The organism is Paenibacillus sp. 79R4 (assembly GCF_013393165.1).
Taxonomy (GTDB): Bacteria; Bacillota; Bacilli; order Paenibacillales; family Paenibacillaceae; genus Fontibacillus.
The window spans coordinates 199162-216143 of sequence record NZ_QJOT01000002.1; the positions used below are offsets into that span (position 1 = coordinate 199162).

General features: G+C 46.6%; 12 protein-coding genes. 10 read left to right on the top strand and 2 right to left on the bottom strand.

Going from position 1 to position 16982, the window contains the following annotated elements:
• Positions 1–67: 67 nt before the first annotated feature.
• Together DMN77_RS02915 and DMN77_RS02920 are read right to left on the bottom strand one after the other, a co-directional pair.
• Positions 68–1459 (bottom strand): MFS transporter, encoded by a 1392-nt coding sequence (locus DMN77_RS02915; RefSeq protein ID WP_372775264.1) that lies wholly within the window; start codon positions 1457–1459, stop codon positions 68–70.
• A complete protein-coding gene (locus DMN77_RS02920) occupies positions 1392–1991 on the bottom strand; it encodes a TetR/AcrR family transcriptional regulator (protein WP_068780960.1) in 600 nt (199 codons plus the stop codon). Before DMN77_RS02920 ends, DMN77_RS02915 begins: the two co-directional genes overlap by 68 nt.
• 231 nt (positions 1992–2222) lie before the next feature.
• On the opposite strand from DMN77_RS02920, the gene greA reads away from it, so the two are divergent.
• From greA to DMN77_RS02970, 10 genes are all read left to right on the top strand, one after another.
• Positions 2223–2699, top strand: a complete 477-nt coding sequence (gene greA / locus DMN77_RS02925; RefSeq protein WP_068780866.1) for a transcription elongation factor GreA — start codon at positions 2223–2225, stop codon at positions 2697–2699.
• A gap of 743 nt (positions 2700–3442) precedes the next feature.
• Complete coding sequence (locus tag DMN77_RS02930) at positions 3443–4627, top strand: aminoglycoside phosphotransferase family protein (protein WP_179013428.1); 1185 nt, start codon at positions 3443–3445, stop codon at positions 4625–4627.
• Between the two features lie 409 nt (positions 4628–5036).
• Positions 5037–6578 carry a DUF4127 family protein gene (locus tag DMN77_RS02935; RefSeq protein WP_179013429.1) on the top strand — a complete coding sequence of 514 codons (1542 nt, stop codon included), beginning with the start codon at positions 5037–5039 and terminating at the stop codon, positions 6576–6578.
• A 214-nt stretch (positions 6579–6792) separates the two neighbouring features.
• Complete coding sequence (locus DMN77_RS02940) at positions 6793–7809, top strand: glycoside hydrolase family 130 protein (protein ID WP_068780869.1); 1017 nt, start codon at positions 6793–6795, stop codon at positions 7807–7809.
• A 191-nt stretch (positions 7810–8000) separates the two neighbouring features.
• Entirely contained in the window at positions 8001–9314 is a 1314-nt protein-coding gene (locus tag DMN77_RS02945) for an extracellular solute-binding protein (protein ID WP_179013431.1), read from the top strand.
• A 117-nt stretch (positions 9315–9431) separates the two neighbouring features.
• Positions 9432–10307, top strand: coding sequence for a carbohydrate ABC transporter permease (locus DMN77_RS02950; protein WP_179013432.1), 876 nt, complete (start codon positions 9432–9434; stop codon positions 10305–10307).
• Positions 10308–10325: 18 nt separating this feature from the next.
• Complete coding sequence (locus DMN77_RS02955) at positions 10326–11156, top strand: carbohydrate ABC transporter permease (protein ID WP_179013434.1); 831 nt, start codon at positions 10326–10328, stop codon at positions 11154–11156.
• Positions 11157–11195: 39 nt separating this feature from the next.
• Positions 11196–13001, top strand: a complete 1806-nt coding sequence (locus DMN77_RS02960) for a sensor histidine kinase (RefSeq protein ID WP_179013435.1) — start codon at positions 11196–11198, stop codon at positions 12999–13001.
• A complete protein-coding gene (locus tag DMN77_RS02965; protein ID WP_229521021.1) occupies positions 12991–14580 on the top strand; it encodes a response regulator in 1590 nt (529 codons plus the stop codon). Before DMN77_RS02960 ends, DMN77_RS02965 begins: the two co-directional genes overlap by 11 nt.
• A gap of 65 nt (positions 14581–14645) precedes the next feature.
• Positions 14646–16976: a glycoside hydrolase family 3 N-terminal domain-containing protein gene (locus tag DMN77_RS02970; protein WP_179013437.1), complete on the top strand. Its 2331-nt coding sequence runs from the start codon at positions 14646–14648 to the stop codon at positions 16974–16976.
• Positions 16977–16982: the final 6 nt, after the last annotated feature.

Sequence of the window (16982 nt, forward strand, 5' to 3'; positions counted from 1 at the left end):
TATTTTCAAAATTTCCAGTTTGCGAGTTGTTCCTATGATTCCTTTGTTGGATAGTTCGTTTGTTTTATTATTTAGCAGCTTGGACAGACTTTTGCTGGCTGCTTCGTTTCGCTCTGAGCGAGAGCAGGAAGCACAATACGAGAACTATTGCAGCCGAAATATAAGGATAGTTGATGTTAAAATCGAACAAGAATCCGGCCACAATCGGACCGGCAATGTTGCCAAGGCTTGTGTATGCCGAGTTCAAACCAGCCACATATCCCTGTTTTTCCTCGGCCATCTTGGACATTTGTGTACCGATGGCTGGCCTTAAAATGTCGATCGACAAGAATAAAATGAACGTTACGGCAAGAATTAGCCAATACGTGTGAACCAAAAGCGTAAGCAGAACGAATACGGCAGCTATAATCAGACAGAATGAAATGACATTACGTTCTCCGAACTTGTTCAAGATCCAGCCGAAGATCGTTAATTGAACGACCGCCCCGGCGATGGAACCAAAGGTAATAATGAAGGCGATATCTTTAGCTGTAAAGCCAAACTTATGATCAACAAAAAGTCCAAATACGGTCTCATAGTTCGCCAGACCAAATGAAGCAACAAATACGATGATAAGAGCGATAAAATAAGGTTCTTTATAGGAATTGAGCAATTGCTTAACTAATGACTGTCTTGGAGCTTCGTTGGCTGTATCCTTAGCCACTTGCGCTCGTTTGTTGGATTCCGGTAGTGCTAACAAGGTAATCGTGGCAGCGACGCCACCGGCAACTGCGGCCGCGAAGAATGGAACGCGAATCCCGAATTCGGCGATAAATCCGCCAATCCCAGGACCGATAATAAAACCGGTCGTAATGGCCGCATTGATGAAGCCCATCCCGGTAGCCCGTTCTTCATCCGTAGTAGTATCTGCCGTATAGGCCATTACCGCCGGGAAGATCAATGCGGCACCCAGTCCACCGATCATTCTGCTTATGAACAGTAGAGCTGGCGCGTTAGCGATCCCGAAGAGAAACTCTGATACTGCAAATACGATCATCCCGATTACGATAATTTTCTTGCGTCCGAACATATCGGATAATCTCCCGGCATAAGGAGAGAATATTAGCTGTGTTAGCGAGAAGGATGCGACCAACAAGCCCACGGTGCTGCCGCTAATATGCAGCTCTGTCATATAAGTCGGCATGATCGGAACAACAAGGCCGATTCCGGTAAATACGATAAAAATATTAAGCATGAGAAGCAGTAAAGCTCCTCGGTTTTTAAATAATAATCTCATAATGATATCCTCCGCATGGTGTAGAATAGTTGAGGCTGTCGGTGGATACTTCCGATTCCTGGAACTATACTGACCGTTCGTTTTATAAAAAATTAAAGCGCTAAATACCTTAGAATTAAAGAGGGGGTTTAGCGATACCATATAAATAAATTTTAATGGCTTGCTGATACAATTGAATCGCATTTTGTAATTTCAACTGCCGCGATATATGACTCAGACCGATCACGAGACTCTCTAGAATAATAGCGAGACATTCAATATTTTCTGCTTTGAACTCCCCGTTATCGATACCCTGCTGAATCAGATCCCGATTAAACTTAAGGTGCCCCTGCACCATTTCAATAATACGTTCCTCAACATCACCTGGCTTCTCATCATGATTGAAGAACTCGCCAGCTGCTTTGGAGAGGGGATGATTAAGATCATCAAGCACCATCTGTTTGGCGAAGCCGTACAGCTTATCGGTGACTGTCTTATATTGAGACACATTCTCTTGCCATTTCGCTTCCCACTCCTGTTCCCACTCATCCAGTAAATAGAGGAATAGACCTTCTTTGCTCTTGAAATGATAATAAATATTCCCTTTACTGCTTCCGGTCGCCTCCGAAATGTCCTCAATCGAAGTTGCTTTATAGCCTTTATTGACAAATAAAGCTCGTGCAGCATCAGCAACTTTTCGCTTTGTCTGTTCACTTTGCAATTGCTTCTTGTTCAATGCAGCGCCCTTCGATTCCATGGCAATCGGCTCCCTTAACTTCATGGTATAATTATTTTATACTGAACGTTCGTTCAGGATTATAACAAATTTTATGGGGGGTGCGCAAGACTTTTGGTTAAAAGATTGCAAGCCTCAAAATTTTCTGAAAAATTTTCTTAAGTTTATGCTCCGTTCTTTACGGAAATAGTTTAAAATAAGGGTATGCAGGACAAATAGGAGATGTAGATAATGGCTAATGAAGAAGAAGTAATACTGACACAAGAAGGGCTCGAGAAGCTGGAAGCTGAGCTAAAGGAACTGAAAGGCCCACGGCGCAGTGAATTGGCTGCACGGCTCAAATTAGCCATCAGCTATGGCGACTTGAAGGAGAACAGCGAATATCACTCCGCCAAGGAAGACCAGGCATTTATGGAGACACGTATTCTCACCTTAGAGAAAATGCTGAAGAACGCCAAAGTTGTTGATTCTGACAGCGTGGAAGAAGGAACAGTTGGCATCGGCTCGACGGTGATACTGAACGACTTGGAATTCAAAGAGAAGGTGGAGTACCAAATCGTTGGACCTACCGAATCAGATGCGTTCGACAACAAAATTTCTTATGAGAGTCCCCTCGGTAAGGAGATTCTTGGCAAGAAAATAGGAACCGTCATCAACGTCGAAGCTCCAGTAGGTATCATCAAATACGAAATTCTTGAGATTAAATAAAGAGAAGTGAAGTTATAAAAGAATTGGCCCCTTGTAGACGATCGTATCGTTTATGTGGGGCTGATTTTTTGTACGGAGAATAATCATTAACCTATGATCATTTTCATCTCAAATTAAATCGGCATGAGCGGCCTACTTCAAAATGGAGAACGAAGGTGGGTTATCTCATCTTATATGCAACGGTTGGGGGATTGAGTTGGATATGTGGCTGACCGGTATAATTTGCTTATAATCAAATTTTCTATTGATCTCTTACAAAAGGTTATGTTTCACTATAGGGGTAAATTGTATTTCAACTTTTTATTGCGAAAGGAGATGTTTTTTAATGACTGCTTCTAAGGTATTGGTGGTTTTAACTTAACCGAATATCTGGCATGGTAAATTCCAATCTTTGATTATAGCTTGGAATGAAAGAAAACGGGAATATCCCCCGTGTTTTTGCTATGCCGTAAACAGTAACCTTTCGTGAATACTGCTGTTAGTGCGGGATACGATGAAGGTCGTATCTCTTTTTGATTACAAGCCACTTTTTGGCTTTTCGCCGCGAAACAGCAGCTTCTTAGGAGGCTGCTTGCTCGCGGTATTTTTATGCCCAAAAACAACTTTAATTTTCAGGAGAAAATAGGGACAATGATTGATTTGAAACAATACGGCTATATCGAAGCCAAAACGCCGACGATCGGTTTAATACCCGTGAGCGTAGGGAGGTTATCTTAGATGAAGAAAAACGGAGGATTTAAAAAATGAACCATAATGATTTTTCACAAGTTGAGCAGACTCAGATTGAATTCGAAAAGCTGAGAATCGTTTTGAGTAAAATACTCGGCAAGACCATAAGCCGGGCGGCTTATCAAACCAAACAACTGCAAGGCGGGACAGTAGGCGATGTGCGGCTTGTAATGGGCATGGCTGAAGCTTCCGACGGTCAGAATTTGCCGTATAAGGTGGTTTGGAAAATACAGAAAAAGTGGGAACGCTCCGGTGATCCAAACTCATGGCGCAGAGAGTATGATTTGTATCAAAGCAATCTCGGCGCAGCGTTCACGCATGCTCTCCGCTGGCCAGAATGCTACCATTCGGAGTTTCGGGATGGGGACATAGGACTGTGGATCGAGTATATAGACGGCCTATCAGGTAGCGACCTCACCCTTGAAATGCTTGAACAAGCGGCGTTGGAGTTGGGACGGTTTCAAGGCAGTATTGCAACACAGCACGATGACTTAAGGGGAATCCCATGTCTTGGGGATAAAGGCTTTTTAATGAGAGAGTTCAATCAATGGCATACGCAGTCATTCACATACGATTTTCTTGTGTCGGAGCCGTGCCGCATGCCGGGATTTTTGAAGCAAATGCTCAAAGACGGCGACATTCAGTTGGTTGAGGGAAAATCGTTTGAATATAGCTACCTACGTTCAAGAGGCTGCAATATACAGGAACACCTAAAACAGATGCTTATGGACATTGATAGCCGTAAAGATGAAATATTCGATAAGCTGCAAAACCTCCCTGTCGTATTGTGCCATCGGGATTTCTGGAATGAAAACATATTCTTTACCGACGGGAAAATAAGGATGATAGACTGGGACACTGCCGGTTGGGGCTTTCTCGGAGAGGACATCGCGAGCCTAATTGTAGACGGCATGGACGTTGCAAGATTTGAGGAGAACTATCGCCGGCTTGTTCCGGCATACCTGAAAGGCATTTTGGAATATATAGATATACCGCCGATGGATGAAGTGTGTATTTTGACAATGACCCTCATCAAGTTCGGATACCGCATGCTGCAGGAGTATATGTTTTCGGAAGATTCCACAGAAAAGAGTTATGGCGTAAACGCGCTGCAAAAAATCTATGAATTGAGGGATAGCCCGCAAACCGTAATGCAAAATGGTCAGAATTCTCCCCTACATGAGGCGCAGGAATCCTAAAAAAGTAGTGTGATCAGACTATCAAGCGGTCAAAAATGTCCGTCCAAGTGATCAGGTCCAATGCAAACGGGGCAACTCCAAGTCGGAAAATCGACTTTTGAGACAGCCCCTTCTTTTTTTCTCGTGAATAGTATCGCGGCGATTATTAGAATAAGCTGCTGTTCAAATAGAGCTTCAATGTAAAAGGAAAAGGAAATGGACATGGAAATGCCTTCAATAGTTGGTTGGAACTTCTACTTTCCTTGATCCAGAAGTGCTTTCTTTAAGCGCGTCATTCACGGCTTAGGGGACAAGGATGTGAAATTTCGGATAATATCGTAATTTACTGGGATATTTCCTGAGCCTATTGGAAGGTAATATAACAATTAGAAGTCATTTTTATTTTTGAAAAAGGAGATGAGCAAACATCATGTCAAAAGTGGTATACCTTCCATTAGACGAGCGTCCATGTAACTATCTGTTTCCCCAGCAGCTTGCTAAAATGACCGATCTGCAGATGGCGGTGCCTGAATTAGGGATCCTCGGCAGTAAGAAGAAGCCAGCCGATACGGCAGCGGTGAGACAATGGCTGCTGGAGGCGGCGCAGGATACCGATGTGCTGCTCGTATCGATTGATATGCTGGTGTATGGCGGGATCGTTCCTTCCCGGCTGCATCATTTGTCCCTGGAGGAATGCATACGCAGGATTTCCGTGCTGGGTGATATCAAACGATCCTGTCCGTCCATTAAGATACATGCCTTCAATCTCATCATGAGGGTTCCGAACAACAACAAAGATGAGGAAGAGCCTGATTATTACAAATTCCATGGAGGGCAAATTTTCAAATATAGCTATTTGACGGACAAGTCGGAGCGTGACGGTCTATTCGAAGCGGAGCGTCGGGAGCTTGAAAATTTGCAGGAGATGATCCCGAAGCCATATTTGCATGATTTTATCGAACGCAGAGTGATCAATCAGGGGATCAATCATTACGCATTACAGCTAGCGAAGGATGGCATAATCGATCATTTGATTATCCCGCTTGATGATAACTCCCAGTATGGCTTTTCTTCCAGAGAGCAGCGAAGGATGATTTGCCGGGTTGAGGAGTTGGGCATTATGGATCGCGCCATGATTTATCCGGGTGCCGATGAAATCGGGTGTACGATGTTCTCGCATATTTTTTGCCAGCTCAAAAACTATAAGCCTGAAATATTTGTACGTTATTCGTCCACCCAGGGCCCGACAATTAAGCCGAAATATGAAGACCGGAGCCTGAACGAGAGTATCAAGTCTCATGTCACCGCTTCAGGTGCCTTGATGACGGATCATTCCTTTGAAACGCCGCTGGTTCTTGTCGTGCATTCACCAGCTATCGATCAGGCAGGGATGGCAGAGCAAATCCCATTCAAAGACAGGCATCGTTCTTACTTTTCCGAGATTCACTACAAAGAGACGGTTGAGGCGATGCAAAATTATTTGTGCAAAGGGAAACTGGTTGCCCTCGGGGATGTCGCAATCTGCAACGGCGGGGATCCAGTGTTGATGAAGCTGCTGAAGCAAAAGGGTTTGCTGGATCAATTGACGGCATATGCCGGTTGGAACACTTCGGGAAATACCCTCGGTACGGTGATTTCTCACTTTATCATCATTTCTTACTATATGGGACAGGCTGAGAACAATATCATTCATGAAAGCCGCAAATTTTACTATCATCGGCTTGTTGAGGACTTTATTTATCAATCCTTGGTTCGCCAGGATATGCTGGAGAATGATCTGCCCAGACTGAACGCCAGCTATTACCTGATTGGACATTGTCTGGACGAAGTGCATGCGATCCTTGCTGCCAAAATGAAAAGCGCAGTGGTTCAGTATTTGGGTAACATTAAGGAAGGGCAAATTAGGATCGAAAATCTGCATTTTCCTTGGGTACGGATGTTTGAAATCGGATTTGAGCTTGAGATTGATTAGAACTTTTGGACAGGCTGCTCCCTAATGCGGTTTACCGCTTTTGGACGGCCTTTTTTCATGTCTTTGAAATCGCTTTTAGCAAACGTTTTTTTATAAAATAATACCCGGATTATTCAGATGATTTCGAAAGTTTGTAGGATATTTTGTGCTGAAGCCCCAGTCTATAATAGCACTATAAACAAATATAAAGGGCTTTCAAAAGGAGGCAGACCCGATGAAAATTACTAGACATCCGGACAATCCCATTGTGGTTCCGGGAGGATACGAATGGAGGAAGGTTACAGTATTCAATCCGGCGGTTATCATCGATAACGGGAAATTTTATATGATTGAGCGTACCGCAGGCTCGCTTACCCCTTGCAAAAATTATCTAGGACTTCTGGAAAGCGAGGACGGTGTGAACTTTACCCATGTGAAGGACGAGCCTATCCTTACTCCGGATATGCTGGGCTTTCCTTACGGAAGCGTACAGGATCCCCGGATTGTAAAAATAGATGACACCTTCTATATGAACTATGCGCTCCGGCCTTGCGCGATGAACTATTACCCAACAGGCGCGGGCATTCCGGAACGTTCGATTCCGACGTATCCTGACGGATGGGGGCAGCAGGAGGGGCATTGGCTGACCCGCTCTTCGATCGTAACCTCGAAGAACCTGGTTGATTGGGAGTTTCTTACGGATACGACGCCGCTGGACATTAATGATCGGGACAATATTCTTTTCCCTGAACAAATTAATGGCAAATATGTGCTGCTGCGCCGTCCGGAGGAATATGTAGGCGGGGCCTATGGTACAGAGAAAGCGGCAATGTGGATTACCTATTCGGAGGATCTCATTCATTGGGAGGAGCCAAAGCTGCTCGCCAAGGCTGAGAATATGACCTGGGAATCGAGAAAAATCGGCGGTTCCACGCCTCCAGTAAAAACCGACCGCGGTTGGCTGGTGCTCTATCATGGAGTGGATGATAATGTTGTTTACCGGGTAGGAGCCATGCTGCTGGATCTGGACAATCCGGAGAAAATCATCGCCAGAACGAAAAACTTCATAATGGAGCCTGAAACGTATTATGAAAAATTTGGTTATCAAATTCCGAATGTTATTTTCCCGACTGGCAATGTAGTCAAGGATGGATTGCTCTATATTTACTATGGAGTTACAGACACAGCGATTGCGCTGGCTACAGTGCCGCTGGATGATTTGGTGGATTATATTCTAAATGAACCGCAATAATATTTTGTAGTCGAGCTAATCGTCTCTATTTACAAAAATCAGATGAATAATTCGGATATAATCGAAAGTTTGTGGGATATAGTCCGGATGAAAACGCTTTTATACTAAATATATAGAAGATGGACATCAATTAACTCCCATCTTTTTAGGCAGACAGCTTGTCTTTCAATTATAAGAAAAGAGGGTTGATTATGGGGAAAACAAACAAAGGTAAAAAAGCCGTACTTCTCGGTCTGGTTGCCATGCTGGTTATGGTCATGGCAGCTTGCGGCAAGGACAAAGCAGCAGAGGGCAATAACAACGGAGGTTCAAAATCAGAGACTATCACTTTGAACATGATGCACCCCTGGACTTCTCCTAACGTGGACAATGAAGTCTACAAGGCTCGGATCGCCGAGTTCGAGGAGCAGCATCCGAATATCGTGATTAAGCAGGACGGCGTACCGGCAGCACAGTACAAAACCAAGCTGCGGACGTTAGCTGCGGCTAACAATTTGGCGGATATTAACGTGGTATGGCCTGGAGCGGATCTGGATCCGCTCGTAGCAGGCGATTTGCTGCAGCCGATCAATGACATGATGGATAATTGGACTTCGATTATGCCGGAAAGCGCATTAGCGGGATTTAACGTAGATGGCAAGCAGTATGCCATTCCAACGAAGCAATCGTTCGTGGATATTATTTATTACAACAAAGAGATGTTTGCGCAGGTAGGATATGATCAATTTCCCGATACCTACGACAAGTTCATCGATGCGGTGAAGAAGTTGAAAGAAGCGGGAATTACGCCGATTTCTTTAGGAAATAAGGAACAATGGCCGCTCCAGTCTTCTTATATCTCGATCATCGGGGACCGTTATACGGGTAGTGATTTCCTACCGTCCGTGTTAGATAAACAAGCGAAGTTTACAGACCCTGAATTCGTAAAGGCGCTATCAGTCATTGATGAGTTGACCAAGCTTGGAGCCTTCAATACGGATGCTAACAATATGGATTCCGTTCAGGGTCAGGATTATTTCATTCAAGGAAAAGCAGCGATGCACATCTCATCCTCGACTGTTGACGGAAGGATTCGAATTAATAATGAGGAAGGGGACAAGTTCGGCATTGCGCTGTTCCCGAGCGTAGAAGGCGGCAAGGGTGATCCGGTTAAGAGTGCCGGCGTCGTGCAATACGGCATTGCTATCAAGAGCGGACTGGATGAGAAGAAGCAGAAGGCAGCTGAAGAGTTCATGAAGTTTTTCGTGAATGAGGATTTATATAAGGAATTGATCCGCAACGGAATTGTAGTTCCAGCGAAAGTGGATGTGCCGGAGGACGCGAGCAAATATTTGAAGGAGATGCTGGAATTGACCGGCAACGGAACGGCTCCGGTATTTGACAGCGTCGTTCCGACACAGGTGGTCGATGTTCTGCAAAACGGCTTGCAAGCCCTTACCGTAGGTAGAGGAACGCCTGAAGAGCTGGCTAAGGAAGTTCAAGATGCCTTTGACACGATGAATTAGAAGCTGATTCTATATCATCCTGTCGTTCAAATCCGATGCCCGGAGGAAACCCGAAATCCGGGTTTTCTTCATTCATCGGGATTGAAAGCACGATGACAACAAAGGAGGAATCCCTTGATGCAAACACTTAAAGGAACGAAGCTGGCGATATTTTTCGGTTTATTTCCTGCATTGCTGATTTATTTGGGAATAGCCATCGTTCCGATCGGGTTGTCCTTATATTACTCCGTAATGAACTGGAATGGTATCGGCTCAATGACGTTTGTCGGCTTCGATAATTACGTACAAATCTTAAGCAATAGCACCTTTTGGCTGTCTGTGAAAAATAACGTCATCATTATGGTTACCGGTCTGATCGGTCAGCTTCCAATTGGTTTGCTGCTAGCGATTTTGCTAAACCGCGGGCTTAAAGGCTCCGGATTTTTCCGGACGATCGGCTTTATGCCTGTTGTCATTTCTTCGGTCATGGTATCGCTGATCTGGGGGATGATTTATAACACAGAGTATGGGATGCTGAACAATCTGCTCGGGTTTATAGGCCTTGAGGGCTGGCAGCAGAACTGGCTTGGCGATGTAAAATGGTCGATGCTGTCGATCAGTATCGCTTATATTTGGCAAAACTGCGGTCTTTATATGGTTATTTTTCTGGCTGCTCTGCAAAATATTCCTGATGAAGTCAATGAGGCAGCCGAACTGGACGGGGCAACCGGCTTCAAGCGGACGATGCGGATCACTATTCCGATGATCAGAGGCACTATTATGGTATGCGTTGTCTATAGCATTAGTAATTCCTTCCGCGTGTTTGATCTTATTCAAATATTGACGGGCGGCGGTCCCGCGCATCAAACCGAGGTTATGACGATTTATATGTACAACAGTGCCTTCATGAACATGCGCTACGGTTATGGCAGCGCGGTTTCTATTCTAATCCTGCTGTTCAGTCTCGTTGTAATTACATTGATTAATCGGTTGGCCGGTGAGAAAGATGCCTAAGGAAAGGAGGAATAAGCCATGAAGAAGAAGTCTGGTCTGTTCCAGTTATTCGCATACACATTTTTAAGTCTGTTCGCTATTATGAATATAGTTCCTCTTTTTTGGATGGTGGTAAACTCCTTTAAGAGGGAGCAGGAATACGCAGCAAATCCATTTTCGCTCCCGACCCATTTTCAATTTTCCAACTATGTCGAGGCGTGGAAGGTTGCCAATATGGATGTGTATTTTTTCAACAGTATTCTCGTTACCCTTGTCTCTCTCATCGTAACGGTACTGTTAGGGGCATTGGCAGCTTATTTTCTGTCACGGTTTCAATTCAAGCTTCGCGGACTGACTTACAGCTTATTCCTGTTGGGAATGCTCGTTCCGATTCATGCCACATTGATTCCGATATTTCTGATTATGCAGAAGCTGCATTTAATCGATACCTATTTCTCGTTAATTTTGCCGTATACGGCATTTCACTTGTCTCTGACTGTCTTTATTCTGGAAGGCTTTATGAAAGGGTTTCCTAAAGACCTGGAAGAGTCGGGCGTAGTGGATGGAGCGGGAATTTACCGCATCTTCTGGTCAATTATTCTGCCGATTACAAGACCGGCACTCGCTACGGTCATTATTTTGAACTTTATCTACAATTGGAATGAATATTTATTCGCGCTCGTATTGATTACCTCATCAGAGTTGAAGACGCTACCGCTCGGACTTGCCAACTTTGTCGGCATTGAAACGGCAAGCCTGACTTTGCAAATGGCTGCGCTGACGATCGCCCTGATCCCGATCATTATCTTCTACCTGCTGCTGCAGAAGCAGCTTGTTGCCGGTATGACGGCGGGAGCCGTGAAGGGCTAAGCCGAGGTCCGTAGGGTAGCGTAGGAAGGAGAACAGCTTATGGGGACAAGCAAGGGGAGATTTCTCGGCAGCTTCGGTTTAAAACGAAAGGCGCTTGTCATTTTTCTGATCTTTGTCATTCTGCCTACCTTCGGCGTCGGTGTAGTCGTGCAGTATAAATTTAATGAGATATTAAGAGAACAATTCATCAATTCTACGAAACGCAATTTGGATAACGTAACCAATCAGCTGGGAGAGCAGACCAAAATGGTCGAGGATATCGCCAACTATCTCATTTTAAGCCCGGACATGCGTCTATTTCTGCGCCCCTCTCCGCCTTTGAACAGTGAACAAAGAACGAATCTCAAGCGCAATATTGAGGATTTTCTTACGTTCCAGCTCATGTCGAGAAGCTATATCCGATCCATTGAAATAACAGGATTTAACGGCAGCTTAATCGAGATGGGCGAACCGTTCAGTGGGGATGAGACGAAGTGGGAGCAGGAGGCTGATGCTCGTAGAGGAGGAATCGTCTGGACTGAAGGTTACAATCTGAACAGTGATTGGTATGGCGATGTCCGGATTATGTCCTTGTTCCGAATTTTGAATTCCTACAGCCAGATCACTCAACCGCTAGGCAGGTTAACGATCCGGATGGATGAAGCGGGCATAGTCCATTTGCTGGAACAAGGGATATTTAAGGAAGGGGTAGGAACTGTATTCATCGTTGGGGAGAAAGGGCAGTTTATTCTCGGCTCCAAGGATCAAATGAAGGATAGCTTTATTCCGAATGCGGCTTTGCTGGACAAGCTGGTTAACAGCAGGGGCGGTTTCATCACGTGTTCCATAGAGGACGAGCGCTATTTGACGTTGTACAAGGGAATTGAGAACACAGGCTGGAAAGTCATCGCTATGATTCCGGAGGCAACTGTGGCGGAGGAATTCCGTTCCGTTAAAGTAATCATGGTAGTTATATTGGCCGCAATTTTACTGCTTGGGTTGACAGCGCTTATCGGGTTCCATTACACGATTATCCTGCCGATCCTTCGCTTGAAGAAGGAAACTAATCGCGTGATGCACGGGGATTTCAATGCCCGGGTACCGGTGAATTCACGAGATGAAATTTCTGAGCTGAATCACAAGTTTAACGAAATGGTCTTCACGATCAAGCAATTGATCGATCATAAATATAAGCTAGAGCTCCGGGAGCGGGAATCCGAGTTGAAGCTGATGCAGAACCAGATGGATCCCCACTTTCTATATAACACCTTGGATATGATCCGCTGGACAGCGCGCCTGGAGAAGGCGTCAAAATCAAGCCAGTTGATTGAGATGCTCTCGAAGTTTTTCCGCTCTAGCGTGAACAATGGCAGCTATCAGACAACACTGCGCAAGGAGCTGGAATTTGCACAATCCTATTTGTATTTGCAGCAGCGTCGTCTCGGAAACAAGCTGAAATATTGTCTTTATTCAGAGGCGGATATTGAGGACGCAGTAACGCTAAAGGCTACGATACAGCCATTGGTAGAGAATTTTATTAAGCATGGCTTTGATCGTAATAAAGAATTTGGCGATATTAAGGTAAGATGCTACTCGGCTGAGGATGAAATTTGGATCGATGTGATCGATAATGGCAAAGGAATGGAGCCTGCAAGGGAAAATGAGATTCGAAGCTCGCTGCAAAATGGAGGAAAACCTGGAGGCAGGGAGGGAGCCATGAATAACATACACGAGAGAATATCAATATTCTTCGGATCAGACTACGGTTTGGAAATTGTAAATAATTCGGCCGAAGGCATGTGGGTACGGGTCAGGCTTCCCCGCGAAACGGCCGACAAACTTGGCGGTGAGCAGTATGAGCAATAATATGGTGTCTAGCGACAGACGGATAAGGATGCTGATTGTGGACGACGAGCCTGTCATTTGCGAGGGTCTTCGCTGCACAATCAATTGGGACGAGCTTGGCGTAGAGGTCGTAGGCGAGGCATATGACGGGAAAGAAGCGCTTCAGATGGTTCAGGAGCATGATGTTGATTTCCTCCTTTCTGATATTCGGATGGAAGATATGGACGGCTTGCATTTAGCAGAGCAGTTGAAACAGCAATTTCCGAGGGTGCAAGTCATTATGATCAGCGGCTATGAGGATTTTGAATATGCTCGTCAGGCAATCAGGCTTGGCGTCAGCGATTATTTGCTTAAGCCGGTCGAAATCGAAGAGTTGACTGCGGTAGTAAGCAAGGTTGTAACCAGTATTCGTAAGCGGGAACAGGAAGGAGTCCCTCAGGAGGCCAAGCTGTGGCTGCTCGATATGGCCCGTCACGGGATTTCGTACAGTAAAGAAGTGCCGACGTCGCTGCATGGCGTGCAGTTCCGTATTCTCGCCACTCAGCTGGACAACTTCTACGAACGATATAGTACAATACCGCCTGTTCAATATAAAGAGATTCAGGATAGATGGATGAGCATGATTCAAGGCTACCTGCATCACTCCGGGCTGCGTTCGGTATCTGTTTTTTATCACGAAAACTTGTTAATCACGTTAGCTGTGTCGAATATCAGGCTGGATCGCAAGACCTGGGATGAATTACTGGCCTCAGCAATCCTGTCTGCAGAGAAGGATATCGTCCTATATGGCGGGGCTTCTCTTCCCTATGATGATCTGGCTGACACTTCGGCTTATTGTGCTGAAGCTACCGAACTCCTGTCATATCATGTTTCGGAAGGACTTCCTGTTCTGCTTCCGGAGTATCGGGATAGTATCGGGATGAATCGGATACTGCCGGATTTTGATATTGCGGAGAGGGTACAGCAACTGGTATCGGCGCTGTTTAAGCAGGATCAGGATGAAGTGAAGGAACTGGTGGCATCGATGTTTCAATTTTTTCGAAAAGAAGGATTCCTGCTGCCGGATATCGTCAAAATTTACGAAGAGCTCTTTGCTCTGCTGCGCCAACGGCTTCGCAAAAGCGGAATGACCGATTTGGACTACGGGCATAACGAGACTCCGAATTTGAACGTTTACAACTCTTATACTGGGCTAGAGGCTTTGGTGCTAAAAGAGATTCAGCAATTATTACTGCTGATCGACAAGCAGGGAATCGATAAATCCTACTGGATCATCGAGAAGGCGAAGAAGTATATGAACGATCATTATCAATCGGATTTGAAGGCTTCCGAGGTGGCTTCCTGGCTGAAGATCACGCCGAGCTATTTCAGTTATATTTTTAAGCAAAGCACAGGAAAAGGTTTTACAGAATACATGAATGAGGCCAAGATTGATCAAGCCAAAGAGCTGCTGGCCACAACCCACGATAAGGTATTCGAAATTGCGGATAAGGTAGGCTACAAGGAATATAAGTATTTCGTGTCTGTGTTCAAATCGTATACGGGCATGACGCCGAAAGAATATCGCGGGCTTAGTGCCAGCAAGGATGCAGGCAAGTAAGCTGGTTATGACTACACATGAGGACGAATGAGGCAATATCAGTGTATGGCAGGGGGAATCAGGTAATGGAAAAGTACAAGATGTCCTCCGTTCCAATAGAGGAGCGGGTGCAGGACTTGCTCTCCCGGATGAATCTTCAGGAGAAGGTTGGACAGCTGAATCAACGGATGTACGGATGGAATGCCTATGTTCGAAACGGCGATGGAATTTCGCTGACGGAAGCTTTTAAGCAGGAGGTTGCCTTTGGAGCCGGGATGGGGGCATTGTATGGATTGTTCCGCAGCGATCCTTGGTCGGGCGTCAATTATGAAAACGGAATCACAGTGGCAGAAAGCGCTGAAGCCGCGAACATGGTGCAGCGTTACGTAATAGAAAATACGCGATTGGGCATTCCGGTCTTATTATCAGAGGAATGTCCGCACGGACATCAGGCGCTGGATGGGACGCTTCTGTCGGTTAACTTAGCCGTAGGCTCGACCTGGAACCCGGCGCTGATGCAGCAGGCTTACGCGTATGTGGCTGCGGAAATAAGAAGTCGAGGAGCCCATATCGGCCTCGTGTCAGCACTGGACATTTTACAGGACCCCCGTTGGGGACGTTCCGAGGAATGCTTCAGTGAAGACCCCCATTTGGCTGCACGCTTCGCGGAAGCAGCTGTTCGCGGGATGCAAGGAGCCGAGCCGGGTGAGCTGGCTTCTCCGAATAAGGTTGCTGTAGTACTGAAGCATTTATGTGCCCAGGGTGCGGGGCAGGGAGGGCGAAATGCGGGGCCGGCTGCGATCGGGCAGCGTGAGCTGCGCGAAATTCATCTGCCGGCAGCCAAAGCAGGAATGGAAGCCGGGGCAGCCGGATTTATGGCAGCGTATAACGAAATTGACGGGATTCCTTGTCACGCCAATCAGGCGCTGCTCACTGGTATTCTTCGCGAGGAATGGAAGTTCGATGGGATCGTGATGGCCGACGGCTGCGCAATCGACCGGTTGCTGGCGCTAACTGGAAGTCATGAATCGGCCGCTGCACTGGCTTTATCCTCCGGAGTGGATTTAAGCCTCTGGGATAACTCGTTCTCAATGTTAGAAAGGGCAGTAAAGCAGGGGCTGGTGTCGGAAGTCCAGATAGACCAAGCGGTTAGCCGCGTACTGCTGCTTAAGTTCCGACTTGGCCTTTTTGATCATCCCTATACTGAGAAGCTGCGTGCGATTTCCGTTGTCGGCCGGCCGGAGTTCCAGCAGATTAATTTACAGGTCGCGCGCGAATCGGCGGTATTGCTGAAGAATGAAGGGAATTTGCTGCCCTTCGGCAAAGCAGGAGAGCTGCGGCGGATCGCGATAATCGGCCCTAATGCGGACCGCTTGTATAACCAGCTAGGCGATTATACCAGCGTTCAACGTAATGGAACCGGGACCACGGTGCTGCAGGGCATCCGCATGTGCGCCCCGGAAGGCGTAGAGGTCGTTCACGCCTGGGGCTGCGGCATTCGCGATGAATCGATGGCAGGGCTGAATGAAGCGGTGGAAGCTGCCAAAGGGGCGGATGTTGCGGTGCTCGTAATTGGTGGCAGCAGCGCACGCCAATTCGGCGGCAATTTCGACAGCAATGGTGCGGCGATCGTCTCGGAAGGCAGCCCATCCGAAATGGACTGCGGGGAAGGCGTGGATCTGGCGGACCTTTCGCTTGGCGGCATTCAGCTGCAGCTGGCTGAGGCGGTCGCTGCAACCGGAACGCCTGTAGTTACGGTGATCATCCAGGGGCGGCCGCATGCTCTGACCGACATCGTCCAAATCAGCAATGCAGTGCTTTGCGGGTGGTATCCCGGCATGGAGGGCGGCCAGGCGATCGCTGAAATTCTGTTCGGGCAGGTGAACCCTAGCGGCAAGCTGCCGGTTTCGCTGCCACGTTCCGCTGCGCAGCTTCCGGTTTACTATAACCAGAAGGATCCGGGCCGACCGCGTGTTTATGTTGACATGCCTTCCGCTGCGCTGTACCCTTTTGGTTACGGATTAAGCTATACGACTTTTGAATATGGGCAGGTCATCTTGTCAGAGAATGAAGTTTCCACAGCTGCCTTGGAAGCAGGCAGGCGGATTACGGCGACGGCAACAGTTAAAAATGCAGGAGAACGAGACGGAGCCGAAACAGTTCAGTTGTATATTCAGGCCCGCGAATCGGGGATTACCCGGCGAATAGCCGAGCTGAAAGCTTTTCGCAAGATCGAATTACCTCCAGATGAGCAGCGGACGGTCACCTTCAGCATAGGCCTGGAGGAACTGGGAATCTGGAATCGGGAGATGAGGTTCGCGGCAGAGCCTTGCCGGGTTGTCATTCAAATTGGCGGCAGCTCCCGGAATACAGTCTCGGCGGAATTGATAATTACTGGCGACAATTTGCCAACATAAATATTA

What these genes read in the sequence shown, in the direction of transcription:
- DMN77_RS02940 (WP_068780869.1), top strand. Translation starts at nt 6,793, where the DNA reads ATGAAAATTACTAGACATCCGGACAATCCCATTGTGGTTCCGGGAGGA.
- DMN77_RS02955 (WP_179013434.1), top strand. Translation starts at nt 10,326, where the DNA reads ATGAAGAAGAAGTCTGGTCTGTTCCAGTTATTCGCATACACATTTTTA.
- DMN77_RS02935 (WP_179013429.1), top strand. Translation starts at nt 5,037, where the DNA reads ATGTCAAAAGTGGTATACCTTCCATTAGACGAGCGTCCATGTAACTAT.
- DMN77_RS02950 (WP_179013432.1), top strand. Translation starts at nt 9,432, where the DNA reads ATGCAAACACTTAAAGGAACGAAGCTGGCGATATTTTTCGGTTTATTT.
- DMN77_RS02965 (WP_229521021.1), top strand. Translation starts at nt 12,991, where the DNA reads ATGAGCAATAATATGGTGTCTAGCGACAGACGGATAAGGATGCTGATT.
- greA (WP_068780866.1), top strand. Translation starts at nt 2,223, where the DNA reads ATGGCTAATGAAGAAGAAGTAATACTGACACAAGAAGGGCTCGAGAAG.
- DMN77_RS02945 (WP_179013431.1), top strand. Translation starts at nt 8,001, where the DNA reads ATGGGGAAAACAAACAAAGGTAAAAAAGCCGTACTTCTCGGTCTGGTT.
- DMN77_RS02930 (WP_179013428.1), top strand. Translation starts at nt 3,443, where the DNA reads ATGAACCATAATGATTTTTCACAAGTTGAGCAGACTCAGATTGAATTC.
- DMN77_RS02970 (WP_179013437.1), top strand. Translation starts at nt 14,646, where the DNA reads ATGGAAAAGTACAAGATGTCCTCCGTTCCAATAGAGGAGCGGGTGCAG.
- DMN77_RS02960 (WP_179013435.1), top strand. Translation starts at nt 11,196, where the DNA reads ATGGGGACAAGCAAGGGGAGATTTCTCGGCAGCTTCGGTTTAAAACGA.
- DMN77_RS02915 (WP_372775264.1), bottom strand. Translation starts at nt 1,459, where the DNA reads ATGCGATTCAATTGTATCAGCAAGCCATTAAAATTTATTTATATGGTA.